Origin of the sequence: Paenibacillus sp. UNC496MF (assembly GCF_900113915.1) — a bacterium.
Lineage (GTDB): Bacteria > Bacillota > Bacilli > Paenibacillales > Paenibacillaceae > Paenibacillus_Z > Paenibacillus_Z artemisiicola.
The window spans coordinates 229,854-247,831 of the sequence record NZ_FORE01000009.1 but is presented as its reverse complement, the minus strand read 5'-3'; the positions used below and the strand labels follow the sequence as shown (position 1 = coordinate 247,831).

Annotated in this window: 14 protein-coding genes; 11 read left to right on the top strand and 3 right to left on the bottom strand. The window is 62.1% G+C overall.

All coding sequences use genetic code 11. From position 1 onward, the window contains the following. Positions 1–256 precede the first annotated feature (256 nt). Complete coding sequence (locus BMZ79_RS16980; RefSeq protein WP_090641898.1) at positions 257–1,633, top strand: MFS transporter; 1,377 nt, start codon at positions 257–259, stop codon at positions 1,631–1,633. A gap of 242 nt (positions 1,634–1,875) precedes the next feature. On the opposite strand, the gene BMZ79_RS16975 is transcribed toward BMZ79_RS16980, so the two are convergent. The 3 genes from BMZ79_RS16975 to BMZ79_RS16965 form a co-directional block, all read right to left on the bottom strand. Beyond that, positions 1,876–2,808, bottom strand: a complete 933-nt coding sequence (locus tag BMZ79_RS16975) for an ABC transporter permease (protein ID WP_256252790.1) — start codon at positions 2,806–2,808, stop codon at positions 1,876–1,878. A gap of 1 nt (position 2,809) precedes the next feature. Then, on the bottom strand, positions 2,810–3,730 hold the full coding sequence (locus BMZ79_RS16970; RefSeq protein ID WP_090641896.1) for an ABC transporter ATP-binding protein: 921 nt from the start codon (positions 3,728–3,730) through the stop codon (positions 2,810–2,812). 191 nt (positions 3,731–3,921) lie between these two features. After that, positions 3,922–4,800 (bottom strand): LysR family transcriptional regulator, encoded by an 879-nt coding sequence (locus BMZ79_RS16965; protein ID WP_090641894.1) that lies wholly within the window; start codon positions 4,798–4,800, stop codon positions 3,922–3,924. Between the two features lie 124 nt (positions 4,801–4,924). Between BMZ79_RS16965 and zwf the strand changes: the two genes are divergently transcribed. The 10 genes from zwf (at position 4,925) to BMZ79_RS16920 (ending at position 17,920) form a co-directional block, all read left to right on the top strand. Continuing rightward, positions 4,925–6,448: a glucose-6-phosphate dehydrogenase gene (gene zwf, locus BMZ79_RS16960; RefSeq protein WP_090641893.1), complete on the top strand. Its 1,524-nt coding sequence runs from the start codon at positions 4,925–4,927 to the stop codon at positions 6,446–6,448. Further along, positions 6,426–8,417: a transketolase gene (gene tkt, locus BMZ79_RS16955; protein ID WP_090641891.1), complete on the top strand. Its 1,992-nt coding sequence runs from the start codon at positions 6,426–6,428 to the stop codon at positions 8,415–8,417. Before zwf ends, tkt begins: the two co-directional genes overlap by 23 nt. A 152-nt stretch (positions 8,418–8,569) precedes the next feature. Then, positions 8,570–9,235 (top strand): fructose-6-phosphate aldolase, encoded by a 666-nt coding sequence (fsa, locus tag BMZ79_RS16950; RefSeq protein ID WP_090641890.1) that lies wholly within the window; start codon positions 8,570–8,572, stop codon positions 9,233–9,235. 43 nt (positions 9,236–9,278) lie between these two features. Beyond that, complete coding sequence (locus tag BMZ79_RS16945; RefSeq protein WP_090641888.1) at positions 9,279–10,625, top strand: glucose-6-phosphate isomerase; 1,347 nt, start codon at positions 9,279–9,281, stop codon at positions 10,623–10,625. A 16-nt stretch (positions 10,626–10,641) separates the two neighbouring features. Next, positions 10,642–12,054 (top strand): NADP-dependent phosphogluconate dehydrogenase, encoded by a 1,413-nt coding sequence (gene gndA / locus BMZ79_RS16940; RefSeq protein ID WP_090641887.1) that lies wholly within the window; start codon positions 10,642–10,644, stop codon positions 12,052–12,054. Positions 12,055–12,229: 175 nt separating this feature from the next. Beyond that, positions 12,230–13,708 (top strand): ABC transporter substrate-binding protein, encoded by a 1,479-nt coding sequence (locus BMZ79_RS16935; RefSeq protein ID WP_218154704.1) that lies wholly within the window; start codon positions 12,230–12,232, stop codon positions 13,706–13,708. A gap of 96 nt (positions 13,709–13,804) precedes the next feature. After that, on the top strand, positions 13,805–13,975 hold the full coding sequence (locus BMZ79_RS34305) for a hypothetical protein (RefSeq protein WP_177222164.1): 171 nt from the start codon (positions 13,805–13,807) through the stop codon (positions 13,973–13,975). 130 nt (positions 13,976–14,105) lie between these two features. After that, positions 14,106–16,043, top strand: coding sequence for an ABC-F family ATP-binding cassette domain-containing protein (locus BMZ79_RS16930; RefSeq protein ID WP_090641883.1), 1,938 nt, complete (start codon positions 14,106–14,108; stop codon positions 16,041–16,043). 319 nt (positions 16,044–16,362) lie between these two features. After that, positions 16,363–16,824 (top strand): DUF2269 family protein, encoded by a 462-nt coding sequence (locus BMZ79_RS16925; protein WP_090641882.1) that lies wholly within the window; start codon positions 16,363–16,365, stop codon positions 16,822–16,824. Positions 16,825–16,933: 109 nt separating this feature from the next. Further along, positions 16,934–17,920, top strand: a complete 987-nt coding sequence (locus BMZ79_RS16920) for a zinc-binding dehydrogenase (protein ID WP_090641880.1) — start codon at positions 16,934–16,936, stop codon at positions 17,918–17,920. The last annotated feature ends 58 nt before the right edge of the window (positions 17,921–17,978 follow it).

The window sequence follows — 17,978 nt, the reverse complement described above, 5'->3', positions numbered from 1 at the left end:
TCGGGCTGCCGGAGGCGGAAGAACTCGGACCCGATTCGACGGGGGGCAGTACGCATGAGCACCATCGCATTGGTAACGGGTGCCGCAGGGGGCATCGGTTACCAAATCGCAATGCGGCCGGCGGAGCGGAACGCCACCGTTTCGCAGGCTTCGCGAAGAGCAGGATATTCCTTGCCGCACCGATAGCTTTCACCTTGGCTGCTTGTCGCTTAAGCCGACCGAAATCATACTTTCCTAATATGGGGTGGAGAATCCAATGATAAACACAGAGAAGCAAGGCATCATGAGGGAAGCCGCGGTTACGCTGCTGCTCGGCTTCACCGTCGTGCTCGTCATCATGAACACGATGATGTTCAACCTGGCATTGCCGGACGTGGCGAAAGATTTTCGGCTGTCGGCGTCCTCGACGTCCTGGATCGTCACGGGCTATTCCATCGTGTTCGCGATGGCGTCCATTACGTACAGCCGGCTTGCGGACTTTATACCGATCCGCCGCTTGTTCATTATCAGCCTCTTGTCGCTTAGCTTGGCCGCGATCGCCGGCACGTTCAGCGACAGCTTCCTGATGCTGCTGATCGTGCGCATCCTGCAGGCATCCGGCGCCGGCGCGATTCCCGCGCTGTCCCTGAACCTGATTTCCCGCTACGTTCCGGTCGAACGCCGCGGCAGGGCGATGGCCGTCATCATGTCTTCCGTCTCGCTCGGCCTCGGCCTCGGTCCGGTCGTCGGCGGCGCGATCGTCGAATATTTGGGCTGGCACGTGCTGTTCTTCGTTACGGCGGCCACGCTGCTGCTCGTCCCGCTGTACGTCTTCATGATTCCGAAAGAGCAGCCGCGCAAAGGCGTCTTCGACGCGCTCGGCGCGCTGTTCATCGGCGCCGGTACGACCGGTCTGCTGCTGTACCTCACGAACCATTCGTGGATCGCGCTTATCGGCGGCATCGTATCGCTGATTCTGTTCACGATCCGCATCCGCTCGGCGAAGGATCCGTTCGTGCTTCCGGCGTTGTTCCGCAACCGGTCGTTTCTGGTTCTGAGCGCCGTCGGCATCGCGGGCTACATCAGCAGCTTCGCGACGCTTTACCTGATGCCGCAAATTCTCGTCAAGCAGTACGGCCTCAGCGCGATCGAAGCGGGGCTTATCATCTTCCCGGGTTCGTTCCTGGCGATCTTCGTCTCCCGGAAAGCGGGCAAAATCATCGACCAGCGCGGCAACGGTTCGATCATCCGCTTCATTCCGCTCTTGCTTCTGCTGTCCGTCGTGCTGTTCGCCTTCTTCCAAGGCACGTCGTACGTGGCGATTCTGTTCATCTACATCCTGATGAGCGTCAGCTTCACGATTTTGTCCAGCAGCGTATCGAACGAAATTTCCCGTCTCCTGCCGTCGACGCAGATTGGCTCCGGCCTCGGTTTGTTCCAGCTCCTGCAGTTCTTCAGCGGAGCGTTCGGCGTGGCGACGTCCGCGAGCGCGCTGTCGTGGCAGAAGGATCTGCCGGTCAAAGCCGCCTACAGCAACATTTACTGGGGGTTGACCATCATCGTTATTTTGGCCATCGGGTGCGCGTTTATGTACTTGCAAGCCCAATCCAGGAAGCGGCTGGCTTCCTTGCGCGGAGCAACCGACATGGAGTAATGAAGGAGGAATCCGGCAGCGTGCCGGGTTCCTTTTTTGCATACTTGGGCAGATGGGCTTTTGCCGGAGCCGAATCCGCTCCGCGCTGCCGGCAACCGGTCCGCCGCGCTGGCGGCTGCCGACCGTCCTTCCAGCCGCGCGTCGGACCAAGACCCGAACGAACGCTCGCGCAATACGCGCAAAAAACACGCTTACGGCGAGCCGGCAGCGTGTTTTTTGGGCTTATGCGGTGATTCGAAAGCTCAGGCCGCGACGTCGCGCTTCGTGAACAGCAGCCAAGCCACGAGCTGGAAGACCGCGTAATACGCGACCAGCATGAGGATGGAGAAGGACAGCGTCATCTCCGGCCTCAGCGGCGAGGAGCCCTCCATGTACTGCGTCAGGTCGATGTTCGAGAAGAGCAGGTATTTCACCCACTCGTACCCGCGCAGCAGCTCGGACAGCGAATTGCCGAGGAAGATGAACAGGAGCGAGAAGGCGATGGCCATCGAGGAGCTGCGGAACGCGGCCGAGATCATGAACGCCATCGTGACGTACAACAGCAGCGAGACGACGGCGAAGCCGTACTTCTGCAGCGCGTTCGCGATCATGGAGCCTTCATGGACGACGCCGTTCGCGATCGTCACGTGCGGCTCGCTCAAGGCGCCGAAGCCTTCCAGGATGCCGCCCGCGGCGAAGGCGGCCGCGAACGAGATCACGAGCAGCAGGAGCGCGTAGCCCAGCGTGGCGATATACTTGGCCGCCATGATCTTCGTTCTGGAGGCGGGCCCGACGAGCAGCAGCTTGACCGTGCCCCATGAAAATTCCGCGGCGATCATGTCGGCCGCGACGATGACGGTCAGTATCGTCACCAGAATGATGAGCGAAGCCGAATTGTCCACGTACGTCCACATCGTCAGCCGGTTCGGATCGATAGCGTGATCCAGGTAATAGGCGTTCAGCTTGATCGCGTTCTCCAGATGCTCCTTGTCGTCCGGATGCGCCTGCAGCTCCTGCTGCAGCTTGTCGTTCTGCTGCGTCAGCTGCTGGCGCCAATCCGTCTCGCCGTCGTTGCCGGCATCCCATTTCATGAGCCCGCTCATGAGGCCGATGGCGAGCAGGAGAAAGCCGATCATCGCCCACGTGCGCGGACGGCGGTAAATTTTCATGTTCTCGTTGCGAATCAGTTTGCTCAAGCTAGACAACCATCTCACCTCCGGTAATTTCCAGGAATTGATCTTCGAGCGATCGCTGCGCCGCGTGAATGCCGAGCACGTCGATCTCGGCGCCGACGAGCAGCCGCACGAGGTGCGGGATGACGGCTTTGTCCGCCGTCAGCTCCAGCCGGCCGCCGGTTTCGCGCACGAGCCCCGGATCGAACGCCGAGGCGAGCAGGCGCAGAGCGGCCGCCGCATCGCTTGTTTCGATGACGATTTTGGACTGCGCGGCGTCCCGGGTTTCTTGAATCGACCGGACGTCGACCAGCTTGCCGGACTGGATGATCGCGACGCGGTCGCACATCAGCTCCATCTCCGACAGCAGATGGGAGGAGACGATGACGGCGGTCCCTTCCTCGCGCGTCAGCTTGCGCAAGTAATCGCGCAGCTCGCGGATGCCCGCCGGATCGAGCCCGTTGGTCGGCTCGTCGAGAATGAGCAGCGACGGGCGGTGCAGGATCGCCTGGGCGACGCCGAGCCGCTGGCGCATGCCGAGCGAGTAGCGTTTGACCTTCTCGTGAATCCGGTTCTGCAGGCCGAGGAGCGTGACGACTTCGTCGATGCGCGCTTTCGTCACGCCTTCGTGCCGGCGCGCGAAATGGACGAGATTCTGGTAGCCGGTCAAAAATTTATACATTTCGGGATTTTCGACGATCGCGCCTATGTGCGTCATCGCCAGCTCGAAATGCGTGCCGACCGGGATGCCCTTGATGATCGCCTCTCCCTTCGTCATCGAGATCAAGCCGACGATCATGCGGATCGTGGTCGTCTTGCCCGCGCCGTTCGGGCCGAGGAAGCCGAAAATTTCGCCGGGCTGAATGTCGAAGGTCAGATTGTCGACGATGTTGCGTCTGCCGACGGTTTTGGTCAAGTTGCGTAGCTGCAGGACTGCTTCTGTCATGCGGTCAACCTCCTGAATAAGTTCTCTGCTAGCAACTATACCGGAAGGCAGAGCATGGAAAAACCGACCTGCGCTCAGGCCGCGCCCCTGCTTTGGTCGGGGATTGCCGGATGGGCCGCTCTCCGCGAGCACGGCAAAAAAGCCCGCGATTCGATCGCGGGCTTGCCGTGAAAAGCCGATTGGCGCCGTCTTCAGTGCACGAGCTCCATGAATTTGCGGGCCGCGTTCGACAGCGGCATGTTGCGCATCATCATGAAGCCGACCTGCGAAGGCGGCAGCTTGACGTCGAGCCGGATTTCGAACAACGACCCTTCCTCGAGCTCCCGGGTCACGAATTCCCGGGTCACGTAAGAGATGCCGAGCCCTTTGCGCGCGAATTCGATGAGCAGGTCGACGCTGCCGACCTCGATCTCGGGCTTGATCTCGAAGCCGTAGCTTTGGAACAGCTCCGTGATCGCCATCCGGACCCGGCTGTTGCGCGAGAACAGGATGATGGGGTACTCCAGCAGCTCCTTCATCGACAGGACCTCGCCTTTCAGCTCGGCGTACAGATTGCCCGCCACGAAGCAGTCCTGAAGCAGGATGCCTTTCAAGACCTCGATCTGCTCGTCGACGATCGGCATCCGCACGACGCCGACGTCGATGCGGCCTTCCTTCAGGAACGAGATCGTCTCCGGCGTCGTCCCGTGGTTCAAGTGCAGCTTGATTCCGGGATGCTTCTGATGAAATTCCTCCAGGAAGGGAAGCAAATAATGCTTGAACAGCGAGTCGCTGCCGCCGAGCCGCAGCTCGCCGCTATCGAGGTTTTTGAGGGCGGCCATCTTCTCTTCCGCGATCGAGATCAGAATTTGCGATTTCTCGATGTACGAATAGAGAATGCTTCCTTCCTGCGTCAACGCCACGCCTTTGGAGTTACGGTAGAAGAGGGTGAGGCCGAAGCTGTCCTCGAGCTGCTTGATCGCATGGCTGACGCTCGGCTGCGTCAAGTACAGCGCTTTGGCGGCCTGCGTCAAGCTGCCCGTTTTCGCGGCCCAGTAAAACACCTTGTACAGCTCGTAGTTATTGGTCATAGACATGGTCTATAGCTCCTGTGAAATATATTAATTACTTGTATAGATGTTAATCGTATTATAGTTGAATCAAGGAAGAGAAACCAGCATTTCAGAGAAAGCACGCCGGAAGGAGTCATGAACCATGGAGGCAACGACGTTTGTCTTGTTTGGAGCTACGGGGGATTTGGCGAAACGCAAAATATATCCCGCTTTGTATAATCTGTTCGTCGACGGAAAGCTGCCGAACGCTTTCTCCGTCGTCGGGCTGGGAAGAAGGGAGCTGACCGACGAGACGTTCCGCGAGAACGTCGCCCGGTCGCTCCGGAGCTTCTCGCGCCGCGAGGCGAACGAAGGCGAGTCGCTGGACGCGTTCCTGAACGCGTTCCGCTACAACGTCCTCGACATCGGCCGCAAGGAGGATTACGAGAAGCTGCTGCGGCTGGTCGAAGCGCGCGAAGCGGAGCTCGGCGCCGCGCCGAACCGTCTCTTCTACTTGTCGGTCGGTCCCGAATTCTTCGAGACGATCGCCGCGAACATCCGCGATAGCGGGCTCGGCTCCGCCGACGGCTGGAAACGCCTCGTCATCGAGAAGCCGTTCGGCCACGATCTGCAGTCCGCCCGCGACTTGAACGCGAAGCTGAGCCGCTCGTTCGCCGAGGACGAGATTTACCGCATCGACCACTATCTCGGCAAGCCGATGGTGCAGAAACTGGAGATTCTTCAGCAGGCCAATCCGGTGCTCCAAGCGCTCTGGACGAACCGGCACATCGCCAACGTGCAGATCACGGCGAACGAGACGGTCGGCGTCGAGGAGCGCGCGGGGTATTACGATCACGTCGGCGCCGTCCGCGACATGTTCCAGAACCACATGCTGCAGCTGCTGATGATGCTCGCGATTCATCTGCCGCACAACAGCACGTCCGACGAAGTGCGGACGAAGAAGCGGAAGGTGGTCGAGGCGCTCGAACCGCTGGCGAAGGAAGACGTGGCCGCCAACGTCGTCCGCGGGCAGTACGCGGCCGGCGAGATCCAAGGCAAGCCGGTCGTCGGTTACACCTCGGAGCCGGGCATCGCGGCGGATTCGGCGAACGACACGTTCATCGCCGCCGAGCTGCACATCGACGATTATTTTTGGCGGGGCGTGCCGTTCTATATTCGGACCGGCAAGCGCATGAAGGAGAAGTCGACGCGGATCGTCATCGAATTCAAAGAGCTGGCCGGCGAGCATACGCAGTCGGACGACAAGACGAAAGCGCCGAACCTGCTCGTCTTCGAGATCAGCCCGAACGAAGGCATCACGCTGCAGCTGAACACGCGGGACCCGCAGCATAAAGGCGAATTCCAGCCGATGCTCGTCAACTTCCACACGAGCCAGCAGGACGTGCCGGAAGCGTACGAGAACTTGATCCACGACGCGCTGCGGGGCGATCCGACGTTCTTCGCGCACTGGGACGAAGTGGAGCTGTCCTGGAAATGGGTACAGCCGATCCTCGACGCCTTCAAGGACGATCTCGTGCCGCTTCGGACGTACGCGGCCGGCACCTACGGCCCGGCCGAGGCCGACGAGCTGCTCGCCCGCAACGGCCACCGCTGGCGGTTCGACAACGCCGACCATCAAACCCAAACGAAAGAAGGAGCCACCTATGCCTACCACGCAAACCATTGACCAACTCGCCATCGATACGATCCGGACCTTGTCGATCGATGCCATCAACGCCGCCAACTCCGGCCATCCCGGCCTGCCGATGGGCGCCGCGCCGATGGCGTACACGCTCTGGTCCCGCCAGCTGAACCATAACCCGGCGCACGCCAAATGGTTCAACCGCGACCGCTTCGTCCTCTCCGCCGGCCACGGCTCGGCGCTGCTGTACAGCCTGCTCCATCTGTCCGGCTACCAAGTATCGCTGGACGACCTGAAGCAGTTCCGCAAGCTGAACAGCAAGACGCCGGGACATCCGGAATACGGCCACACGGACGGCGTCGATGCCACGACGGGGCCGCTCGGCCAAGGAATCGCGATGGCGGTCGGCATGGCGATGGCGGAAGCGCATCTGGGCGCGAAGTACAATCGCGAAGGCTTCCCGGTAGTCGACCATTACACCTACGCCCTTGTCGGCGACGGCTGCTTGATGGAAGGCATTTCGTATGAAGCGATGTCGATGGCGGGCCACATGAAGCTGGGCAAGCTGGTCGTCCTGTACGATTCCAACGACATCTCCCTCGACGGCGATCTGAACCTCTCCTTCGGCGAGAACGTCCAGAAGCGCGCGGAGTCGGCGCAATGGCAGTACCTGCGGGTGGAGGACGGCAACGACGTGGCGGCGATCGCGAAGGCCATCGAAGCGGCGAAGCAAAACGAAACGCAGCCGACGCTGATCGAGATCCGCACCGTCATCGGTTACGGCAGCAAGGTGGCCGGCACGAACAAAGCGCACGGCGCGCCGCTCGGCAAGGAAGAGGGCCAAGCGACGAAAGCCGTCTACGGCTGGAATTACGAAGAGGACTTTTATGTGCCGGAAGACGTCAAAGCGCATTTTGCGGAGCTGAAGCATAAAGGCGCCGCCAAAGAAGCAGAATGGAACCGACTGCTCGAAACGTACAATGCGCAGTATCCGTCGCTCGGCGGAGAGCTGGCGAACGTCATCGACGGCAACGTGACGATCGACGCCGCGGACGTGCTCACGTTCGACCCGGCCAAGACGGTCTCGACCCGCGTGGCCAGCGGCAACGCGATCAATCACTTCGTGAAGCTCGTGCCGTCCATCTTCGGCGGCAGCGCCGACCTGTCCCACTCGACGATGACCGAAATCGGCGGCGAAGGCACCTTCGCGATCGACTCGTACGCGGACCGCAACGTCTACTTCGGCGTCCGCGAGCACGCGATGGGCGCGGCCGGCAACGGCATGGCGCTGCACGGCGGCGTGAAGCCGTTCGTCAGCACGTTCTTCGTCTTCAGCGACTACCTGCGGCCGTCCATTCGCTTGGCGGCGCTGCAGAAGCTGCCCGTCACGTACGTCTTCACGCACGACTCCATCGCGGTCGGCGAGGACGGCCCGACGCACGAACCGGTCGAGCACCTCGCGGCGCTGCGCACGATTCCCGGCTTGACGGTCATCCGTCCGTCGGACGCGAACGAAACGGCCAGCGCGTGGGCGTACGCGCTGCAGCAAAACGAAGGTCCGGTCGCCCTTATTCTGAGCCGCCAGAACCTGCCGGTATACGAAAAGACCAAAGCGAACGTCGGCGACGTCGCGAAAGGCGGCTACGTCCTGTCGGAAACGAACGCCAATCCGGACGTCATCCTGATCGGCACGGGCTCCGAAGTATCGCTGGCGGTGAGCGCCAAGGCCGAGCTCGAGCGCGAGAACCTGTCGGTCCGCGTGGTCGCCATGCCGAGCCGCGAGCTGTTCGAGCGCCAGGACGACGCGTACAAGCAAGCGGTCCTGCCGTCTTCCGTCACGAAGCGCGTCGCCATCGAAGCGGGCATCTCGCTCGGCTGGGACCGGTACGCCGGACCAAGCGGCAAGGTGCTGTCGATCGACACGTTCGGCGCGTCGGGCTCGGGGAACGACGTCATGGCGCACTTCGGCTTCACGACCGGCAACGTCGTCAAAGCGGCGAAGAGCCTGCTCTAAGATCTACTTTCTTAAATTATCAATACGGCAACTGTCCGATTTCTAAAATTTCGCTTTCCGATCCGATCATGAGGATGTCTGCCGCGTCTGCCGGCCGCGAGCCGGCGGGCGAGGCTCAATCATAAAAAACCCTATCCGGAGGTAATGAAACCATGAAATTTTTCATCGACACCGCTAACCTGGCCGATATCAACAAAGCGTACAAAATCGGCGTTCTGTCCGGCGTTACGACGAACCCGTCCCTGGTGGCCAAAGAAGGCGTGAAATTCGAAGACCGCATCGAGGAAATCCTGAAGGCCGTGCCGGAAGTCGAATCCGTCTCCGCGGAAGTGACGCCGGACGCGCTGACGGCCGAAGACATGATCGCCCAAGCGAATGAACTGATCAAGATCAACAACAACGACAAGAACATCACGATTAAGCTGCCGATGACGCTGGCCGGCCTGGAAGCTTGCCGCTACCTGACCAAGAAAGGCGTCAAGACGAACGTCACGCTGATCTTCACGGTCAACCAAGCGCTGCTCGCGTCGCGCGCCGGCGCGACGTACGTATCGCCGTTCCTCGGCCGTCTGGACGACATTTCCGAAGACGGCGTGCAGCTGGTGCAAAAAGTAGCCGAGCTGTTCCGCGTGCATAACCTCGACACGCAAATCATCGCGGCTTCCGTCCGGCACCCGGACCACGTGACCCGCGTCGCGATGGCCGGCGCGCATATCGCCACCGTGCCGTTCTCGGTCATCGAGCAAATCTCGAAGCACCCGCTGACGGACGCCGGCATCGAGAAATTCGCCGCCGACTGGCAGAAAGCCGTCCGTTAATCCATACAGATAGAAGCCGACAGGCAGGAGGAGAGAAACCGTAATGGGGATTAAATTCGATTATTCGAGCGCGTTGTCGTTCATCGGTCAACACGAAGTGGATTATTTCGGCGAGTTCGTGAACGCGGCGCATCGCATGCTGCACGAGAAGCAGGGGCCGGGCTCCGACTTCCTTGGCTGGGTGGACCTGCCGCTGCAGTACGATAAGGAAGAATTCGCGCGGATCAAGCAAGCCGCGGCGCGCATTCGCGGCAATTCCGAAGCGCTGATCGTCATCGGCATCGGCGGTTCGTACCTGGGCGCAAGATCCGCGATCGAAGCGCTGTCGCATACGTTCCACAACCAGATGAAGGGCAACACGCAGGTGTACTTCGCCGGCCAAAACATCAGCTCCACGTACATCACGCATCTGCTCGAGCTGCTGGAAGGCAAGGACATTTCCTTGAACGTCATCTCCAAGTCGGGCACGACGACGGAACCGGCGATCGCCTTCCGGATTCTCCGCGACTACATGGAGAAGAAATACGGCAAGGACGAAGCGCGCAAACGGATCTACGCGACGACCGACGCCGCGAAGGGCGCGCTGAAGAAGCTGGCCGACGACGAGGGCTACGAGTCGTTCGTCATTCCCGACGACGTCGGCGGCCGGTACTCCGTCCTGACGGCCGTCGGCCTGCTGCCGATCGCCGCCGCCGGACTCGACATCGACCGGATGATGGAAGGCGCGGCCGCGGCCGCGAAGACCTACAACAACGCGGATCTGGCGACCAACGAGAGCTACCAATACGCCGCCGTCCGCAACGCCCTCTACCGCAAAGGCAAATCGATCGAGCTGCTGGCGAACTTCGAGCCGTCCCTGCACTACGTGTCGGAATGGTGGAAGCAGCTGTTCGGCGAGAGCGAAGGCAAGGATTTGAAGGGCTTGTATCCGGCCTCCGTCGATTTCACGACCGATCTGCACTCCATGGGCCAATACGTCCAGGAAGGCCGGCGCGATCTGATCGAAACCGTGCTTGCGGTGAAGAAGCCGAAGGTCGAGCTGACGATCGAGAAGGACGCGAGCAACCTCGACGGCCTCAACTTCCTGGCGGGCATGACGATGGACGAAGTGAACAAGCAAGCGGCCATCGGAACGCGGCTCGCGCATGTCGACGGCGGCGTGCCGAACCTGATCGTCGAGCTGGACGAGCTGAACGAATACACGTACGGCGAAATGGTCTATTTCTTCGAGAAAGCCTGCGGCATCAGCGGCTTGCTGCTCGGCGTGAACCCGTTCGACCAGCCGGGCGTCGAAGCGTACAAGGTCAACATGTTCGCCCTGCTGGGCAAACCCGGCTTCGAAGCGCAAAAAGCCGAGCTTGCGAAACGTCTGTCCGCATCGGAACAATAAGAGGAGGTCGTCAACCATGAGCAAACAACAAATCGGCGTCGTCGGACTAGCCGTCATGGGCAAAAACTTGGCGCTTAACATCGAAAGCAAAGGCTTCTCGGTCGCGGTATACAACCGTTCCCCGGAAAAAACGAAGGAACTGCTGGCGGAAGCCGAAGGCAAAAATTTCGTCGGCGCGTACAGCGTCGAGGAATTCGTGAGCGCGCTGGAAGTCCCGCGCAAAATCCTGATCATGGTCAAAGCCGGCCAGCCGACGGACGCGACGATCGAGTCGCTGCTGCCGTACCTGAGCCCGGGCGACATCCTGATCGACGGCGGCAACGCGTTCTTCCCGGATACGCAGCGCCGCAACAAAGAGCTCTCGGCCAAAGGCTTCCGCTTCATCGGCGCGGGCGTATCGGGCGGCGAGGAAGGCGCGCTTCACGGCCCGTCCATCATGCCGGGCGGCCAACGCAGCGCGTATGAACTCGTGGAGCCGATCCTGACGGCGATCGCGGCGAAGGTCAACGGCGAGCCGTGCACGACCTACATCGGCGAAGACGGCGCGGGCCACTACGTCAAGATGGTGCACAACGGCATCGAGTACGGCGACATGCAGCTGATCGGCGAGGCGTACCACCTGCTGAAGGACGTGCTCGGCCTCAGCACGAGCGAGCTGCACGACATTTTCACCGAGTGGAACAAAGGCGAGCTGGACAGCTACCTGATCGAGATCACGGCCGACATCTTCGGCAAGACCGATCCGGAGACGGGCAAGCCGATGGTCGACGTCATCCTCGACTCGGCCGGCCAGAAGGGCACCGGCAAATGGACGAGCCAAAGCGCGCTCGACCTGGGCGTGCCGCTGTCGATCATCACGGAATCCGTGTTCGCGCGCTTCCTCTCCGCGATGAAGGAAGAGCGCGTCGCGGCCAGCAAGCTGCTGGGCGGCCCGGCGCCGGTCCGCTTCGATGGCGACCGCGAGGCTTTCATCGAATCCGTCCGCAAGGCGCTCTACGCGAGCAAGATCGCCTCGTACGCCCAAGGCTTCGCGCAAATGCGCGCCGCTTCCGAAGCGTATGACTGGAACCTGAACTACGGCGCCATCGCGATGATCTTCCGCGGCGGCTGCATCATCCGCGCCCGCTTCCTGCAAAACATCAAGGACGCGTACGACCGCGATTCGGAGCTGCGCAACCTGCTGCTCGACGAGTACTTCAAAGGCGTCGTCGAGAACTACCAAGGCGCATGGCGCGAAGTCGTGTCCGCCGCCGTGTCCCGCGGCATCCCGGTCCCGGCGTTCGCTTCGGCGCTGGCGTACTACGACAGCTACCGCTCCGAGCGGCTGCCGGCCAACCTGCTGCAGGCGCAGCGCGACTACTTCGGCGCCCACACGTTCCAACGCGTGGACCGCGAAGGCACGTTCCACCACCAGTGGATGGAGCAATAATCGTTCGATCGAGAAGAGACGCCCGGCTTGCCCGGGCGTCTTTTTTGCGCGTTCGGCGTTGTCCGGCAGCGGCATTCTTCCAACATTTAAGGTAAATTTAGAAAATATTAGTAGATTTAAGTGCTATAATAGGTAGCGTTTGGAAGGAATGCCAATGGGAAACGGAGTGAATGCGTTGAAACGGTTTACGGAAAGGCATTCGGGAAGGCATTCGGCCGGCATCGTCGTTCTCGCGGCGGCGATGGCGACGACGATGTCCGGATGCAGTTTGACGGGCGGCGGTACGGACGCGAGCAGCGAAGTCTCGTCCCTCAAGGTCATGTACTACGACGAAAGATCGTTCTATGATCAGTTCGGCACGGTGTATTCCGCGCTGCATCCGAACGTCGAGCTGACGGTCGTCTCCAATCAGAATTACTCCAACAAGCCGGTCGCGGATCCCGAGGCGGAGCTGCAAAGCTTCATCGAGCGGGAAAATCCCGACGTCCTGATGCTGTCGACCGATCAGCTGTCGAAAATGGCGAAGGACGGCAAGCTGCTCGATCTCGATCCGATGATCGCGGAGAAAGACTACCACGCGGAAACGCTGATTCCGGGCCTGCTCGATTATTTGAAATCGTTCGGGGACGGCAAGGTATACGGTCTGTCGCCGACGTTTTTCAGCCAAGCGCTCTTCTACAACAAAGATCTGTTCGCGAAGTACGGCATCCCGCTTCCGCAGGACAAGATGACCTGGGAGCAGCTGTTCGAGCTGGCCCGGCGCTTTCCGGCGGACGGCCCGAAGGATAAGCGCGTGTACGGGTTGGGCTTGGGCTACGGCGTCGACGCCTACCAGCTCGGTTCCATGATCGGAACGGCCCAGAATCTGACGATGTTCAATGCGGCGACCGGACAGATCACCGCCGACACGCCCTCTTGGAAGCGCATCTTCCAAACGGCCATCGACGGACTCAAGTCCGGGGCGCTGTATATGGAGGATCCGAACAACATGAGCGGGACGAGCACCTACGAGGACTTTTTGCTCCGCGATCCGTTCGTGGCCGGCAAGCTGGCGATGAGGCTCGACGGCACCTACTTGATGGATCAGATCAACGAGGGACGCAGCCGGCTTGAAGATAAAAGCAAGGTCGTCCAAAATTGGGATCTCGTCACGGTACCGGTCGATCCGCAAAATCCCGAGGGCAGCGTGAGCATGAACGTCGGACAGATTTTCGCGGTGAACGCCAAGTCCGCGAACGCCGATGCCGCCAAGGAATTCGTCCGGTACATCACGGGCGAGGAATACGCCAGGGTAACGTCCAAGCTCCACTCGAACGGCTTTCCGGTGCGGACCACTTACTTGAAGGACGAAGAGAACCATAATTTCAAAGCCTTCTATGCCTTGAAGCCGAATACGCCTAAGCCGCTTCAGGATTACGACAACATCCCGCAGGCGTTCTACATGCGCTTCTCGACCCTTGCCCAACAAGAGCTGAAGAACGCGTATGACGGCAAACAATCGGTCGATGCCGCCCTTGCGGCCGTGCAGACCAAGGGGAAGCTGGCCCTCATGGAGGAGCAGGCCAAGGATAAGGCCGCAGGCGGCGCAGGCGCGCAAGGCGGCGAAGCCGGAGACGCCGCTTCCTCCGCCGAGGCGTCCGCCGGCGCCGGGTAACGACGCAATCGGCCGTCCGGCAGGGCGGTTGCCCGGTTGCCATGGCCCCGTCGTCTATGCTACACTTGATCCAATTACGCAAAGGAGGTGAGGTAGGTGAATCACGAATGGGTTAATTCCCGCATTAGCCAGCTGCCGATTGCCATGGCTGGCATTGTGCATGCCTTTTTCGCGAACGGGATCCGTCTGTCCATTTACGGCACTACGTTTGACCATTCGCGAGAAGACGCCTGCCTCCACCACAACGGATTGCATATGATCGGGTGATCGCATTCGCTTCCGGCCGATGCCGGGAGCCGATCGTCCGGCATCTGTCCAGGAGGGCCGCGGCTTGTTGCCGCGGCCCTTTTCGTGCGCGCGAGGGCGGGTCTTCCGACCATACCGGGAGGACTTGGCCATGATGATCGTGAACATACAGGATTTGAAAAAATACCATGCCGCCCAGCTCGTGCTGGACGGCGCGACGCTGCAGCTGCTCGAGGGCGAGAAGGTCGGCTTGATCGGCCGCAACGGCAGCGGGAAATCCACGCTGCTTCGGCTGATCGCGGGATACGAGCAGCCCGACGAAGGCCTGCTTACCGTACGGAAGGAGCTGACGATCGGCTATTTGCCGCAAATTCCGGCCGAATTCGAGGCCATGCGCGTCTACGACGTGCTGGCTTACGGATACCGCGAGCTGCTCGGCGTGAAGGCCGAGATGGCGGCGCTCGAAGCGCGCATGTCCGATCCGGCCGCGGCCGCGGACCCCGCGGCGATGGAGCGGCTGCTGCGGGCGTATGCTTCGGCGCAGGAACGGTTCGAACAGGGCGGCGGCTACGAGATGGAGACGGCGATCGACCAGGTGGCCGAAGGGCTGCGGCTCGACCGCGGTCTCGACGGACGGCGGTTCGGCAGCTTGTCCGGCGGGGAGCAGACGCGCGTCGTGCTGGCGTCCCAGCTGGTCGTCCGTCCGGATCTGCTGCTGCTGGACGAACCGACGAACCATTTGGACCTGAAGGGGATCGAATGGCTGGAGTCGTTCCTGCGGCGGTACGAGGGCGCCTTCGTCGTCGTCTCGCACGACCGGTATTTCCTCGATGCCGTCGGCACGAAAATGATCGAGCTCGAGGACGGCGAAGCGTCGACGTACCCCACGAATTACACCGGGTACGTGAAGGAGAAGGAAGCGCGGCTGCTCCTGCAGTTCGCGCAGTACCAGGAGCAGCAGAAGGTCATCAAGAAGATGAAGGAGACGATCCGCCAGCTGGAGGAATGGGGACGGCTCGGCGGCAACGAGAAGTTTTTCAAGCGCGCGGCGTCGATCCGCAAGGCGCTGGAGCGGATGGACGTGCTCAAGCGTCCGGTGCTGGATCCGAAGACGGCGGAATTCGCGCTGTCGATCCAGGACCGGTCCGGCCGGCGCGTGCTCGACTTCGAGGGCGTGGCGAAGCGGTTCGGGGAGCGGGCCGTCCTGGACGGCGCGTCGGGCAGCCTGCTCTACGGCGAGAAGGTCGTGCTGCTCGGTGACAACGGCTCCGGCAAAACGACAATGTTCCGGCTGCTGCTGGGCGCGGCCGAGCCGGACGGCGGGCGCATCGAGCACGGCTCGCGCGTCGACGTCGGTTACCTCGCGCAGCAGGATCCGCCGGCCGAAGGCAAACGGACGGTCCTCGACTATTTCCGCGTCGAAGGCGCGTACGAAGAAGGGGAAGCGCGCGGCGTGCTCGCCCGGTATTTGTTCTACGGGGGCGACGTCTTCAAGCCGGTCGCGTCGCTGTCCGGCGGCGAATGGTCGCGGCTGCGGCTCGCGCTGCTCGTCCGGCGGACGCCGAATCTGCTGCTCCTGGACGAACCGACGAACCACCTCGACATCGCCTCGCGCGAGGCGCTGGAGGAAGCGCTGGAGCAGTATCCGGGCACGGTGCTGGCGATCTCGCACGACCGGTATTTCATCAATCGCCTCGCGCAGCGCGTATGGGAGCTGAAGCGCGGCCGGATCGCCGCCTATCTCGGCAATTACGAGGATTACAGGGCCAAGCGCGTCGAGTCGGAAGAAGAGCCCGGGGAATCGGTCAACGCGGGGCGAGCGGTGACGGTTCGCGCGGAAGCGCAGGGAGCGCCGGCGCGCCCGGCGAACCGGAAGACGGACGCGGCGCAAGGCGGCGGGAAGCGGGCCGAACGGCTGGAGCGGGAGATTGCCGCGCTCGAGGCGGAGCTGGCCGCGGCCGACGAGCGGCTGAGCGGGTTCGATGCCGACGGCGATGCGGCCGGGCTGGCAGCGGGCTGGCGCGAGCGCGAAGCGCTGCAGGCGCGGCTCGACGCGCTGCTGGAGGCGTGGATGGCGCTTGAGCCGTAGGGGCGGCGGCGCATCGCCGCGGCGCCGGTAGCGAAGCGAAAGCGCGGCCGGCAGCCGACGCGAGCGGTCAAGCGTTGCCGCGGCGCCGGAAGCGTAAGCGCGAGCGCGGCCGGCAGCCGACGCGGGCGGGGAGAGAGCGCCTTAGGGCGGCGGCGGCGGAACCGTGGCTCCCCGGAGCATCCGCGTCGAAGCCCCCGCACCGCGCTGGCGAAGGAAGGGACCTTGAACGAGAGGTCCCATCTATTTTGCTTATTTACAAACCGAGTGTCGGTATGTATGATGGAGGCAAGCAATTATTTTCCAATTGGAGGTCCCGTAGATGAACGGAATATTGCTTCTGCATTTGCTGGGGGTCGTCGTCTTCGTCGGCAACATCGTGACGGCCGCGTTCTGGAAGGTCCGCGCGGACATCGGGAAGAATCCCGCCGCCATTCACGCCGCTACGAAGTCCGTCATGGCGGCGGATTACGCCTTCACGCTTCCGGGCCTGCTGCTGATTATCGTCTCCGGCGTATGGATGGCGGCGCGCGAGCACCTTCCCATGCACGGCTTGAACTGGCTGACCGCGTCGCTCGCGCTGTTCGCCGTGACGGGCGTCATCTGGCTGGCGGTGCTCATTCCGCTGCAGCGCGCCATGATCCGGCACAGCGCCGAGAGCGTCGAGCGCGGCCGCGTCACCGAAGGGTATGCGCGCGCCTCGCGCCTGTGGGCCGCATTCGGCATCGCCGCGACGCTGCTGCCGATCGTCATTTTGTACCTGATGGTTTCCAAGAACGTCTAAACCCGGCGTCCGTCCGAGCGGGGCGCGGATGAGAACGATCTCATTTTTTTCTCCAAGCGGCCTCCATGTGCTATGCTTGAGGGAAAATCACTTTAAAGGAGTCATTTCGATGATGAGATCGATCGTTCTGCGCGCTCCCGGCGAGCCGCATACCATGACGCCGGCGGAACTGCCGGTTCCCGAGCCCGGACAGGGCGAAATCCGCGTCCGCATCAAGGCCGCCAGCCTGAACCCGGCGGATTACAAAATGGCCAAAAACGGCCATCCGGCCTGGACGTACCCGTTCGTGCCGGGCCTGGACGCCGCCGGCGTCGTGGATAAGACGGGCGAGGGCGTCGCGCAGTGGCGGGAGGGCGACCGCGTCGTCTACCACGGCAGCTTCGTCCGGAACGGCAGCTTCGCCGAGTACGGCATCGTCAAGGCTAACGCTGCCGCCCGCATCGCGGAGGGGCTTTCGTTCGAAGAGGCGGCGGCATTCCCGTGCGCGGGGCTGACGGCGTATCAGGCGCTGACCCGCAAGATGAACCTCAAGCAGGGCGCCTCCATTCTCATTCACGCCGGGGCCGGCGGCGTCGGCGGGTATGCGATCCAGCTGGCGAAAGCGTTCGGAGCGGGGCAAATCATCACGACCGCCTCGGCCGCCAACTTCGACTACGTGCGGACGCTCGGCGCCCATGCGGCGATCGACTACAATACGGAGGACGTTCGCGAACGCGTCCTGGCGCTGACGGACGGCCGCGGCGTCGACTATGCGCTCAATTCGATCAACCGGCAGACGGCGCAGGCCGACCTGTCGCTGCTCGCGTTCGGCGGCCAGCTGGCCTGCATCGCGGGAGCGCCGGAGACCGTGGCCGATTTTCAGCCGTCCCACAAGACGTTCACGGTGCACAAAATGATGCTCTCGGGCGCGTACCTGGCCGGGGACGAACGGGCGGAGACCGAGCTCGGCATCATGGCGGAACAGTTCATGGCGCTGATGACGGCCGGCAAAATCGTGCCGATGATCGAGAAGCGCATCTCGCTCGAAGAGGTCCCGGACGAGCTGACCCGGCTCTCGCAGCGGCATGTCCGGGGGAAGATCGTCGTCGTGCTTTGACGCGCCCCGGCTCGGACTCGCGCGGACGCGGCTCGTGCCGGCCATTCAACCGTTCGGC

Coding starts and splice junctions, on each gene's coding strand:
- BMZ79_RS16980 (WP_090641898.1), top strand. CDS start 257: ATGATAAACACAGAGAAGCAAGGCATCATGAGGGAAGCCGCGGTTACG.
- BMZ79_RS16970 (WP_090641896.1), bottom strand. CDS start 3,730: ATGACAGAAGCAGTCCTGCAGCTACGCAACTTGACCAAAACCGTCGGC.
- BMZ79_RS16965 (WP_090641894.1), bottom strand. CDS start 4,800: ATGACCAATAACTACGAGCTGTACAAGGTGTTTTACTGGGCCGCGAAA.
- zwf (WP_090641893.1), top strand. CDS start 4,925: ATGGAGGCAACGACGTTTGTCTTGTTTGGAGCTACGGGGGATTTGGCG.
- tkt (WP_090641891.1), top strand. CDS start 6,426: ATGCCTACCACGCAAACCATTGACCAACTCGCCATCGATACGATCCGG.
- fsa (WP_090641890.1), top strand. CDS start 8,570: ATGAAATTTTTCATCGACACCGCTAACCTGGCCGATATCAACAAAGCG.
- BMZ79_RS16945 (WP_090641888.1), top strand. CDS start 9,279: ATGGGGATTAAATTCGATTATTCGAGCGCGTTGTCGTTCATCGGTCAA.
- gndA (WP_090641887.1), top strand. CDS start 10,642: ATGAGCAAACAACAAATCGGCGTCGTCGGACTAGCCGTCATGGGCAAA.
- BMZ79_RS16930 (WP_090641883.1), top strand. CDS start 14,106: ATGATGATCGTGAACATACAGGATTTGAAAAAATACCATGCCGCCCAG.
- BMZ79_RS16925 (WP_090641882.1), top strand. CDS start 16,363: ATGAACGGAATATTGCTTCTGCATTTGCTGGGGGTCGTCGTCTTCGTC.
- BMZ79_RS16920 (WP_090641880.1), top strand. CDS start 16,934: ATGATGAGATCGATCGTTCTGCGCGCTCCCGGCGAGCCGCATACCATG.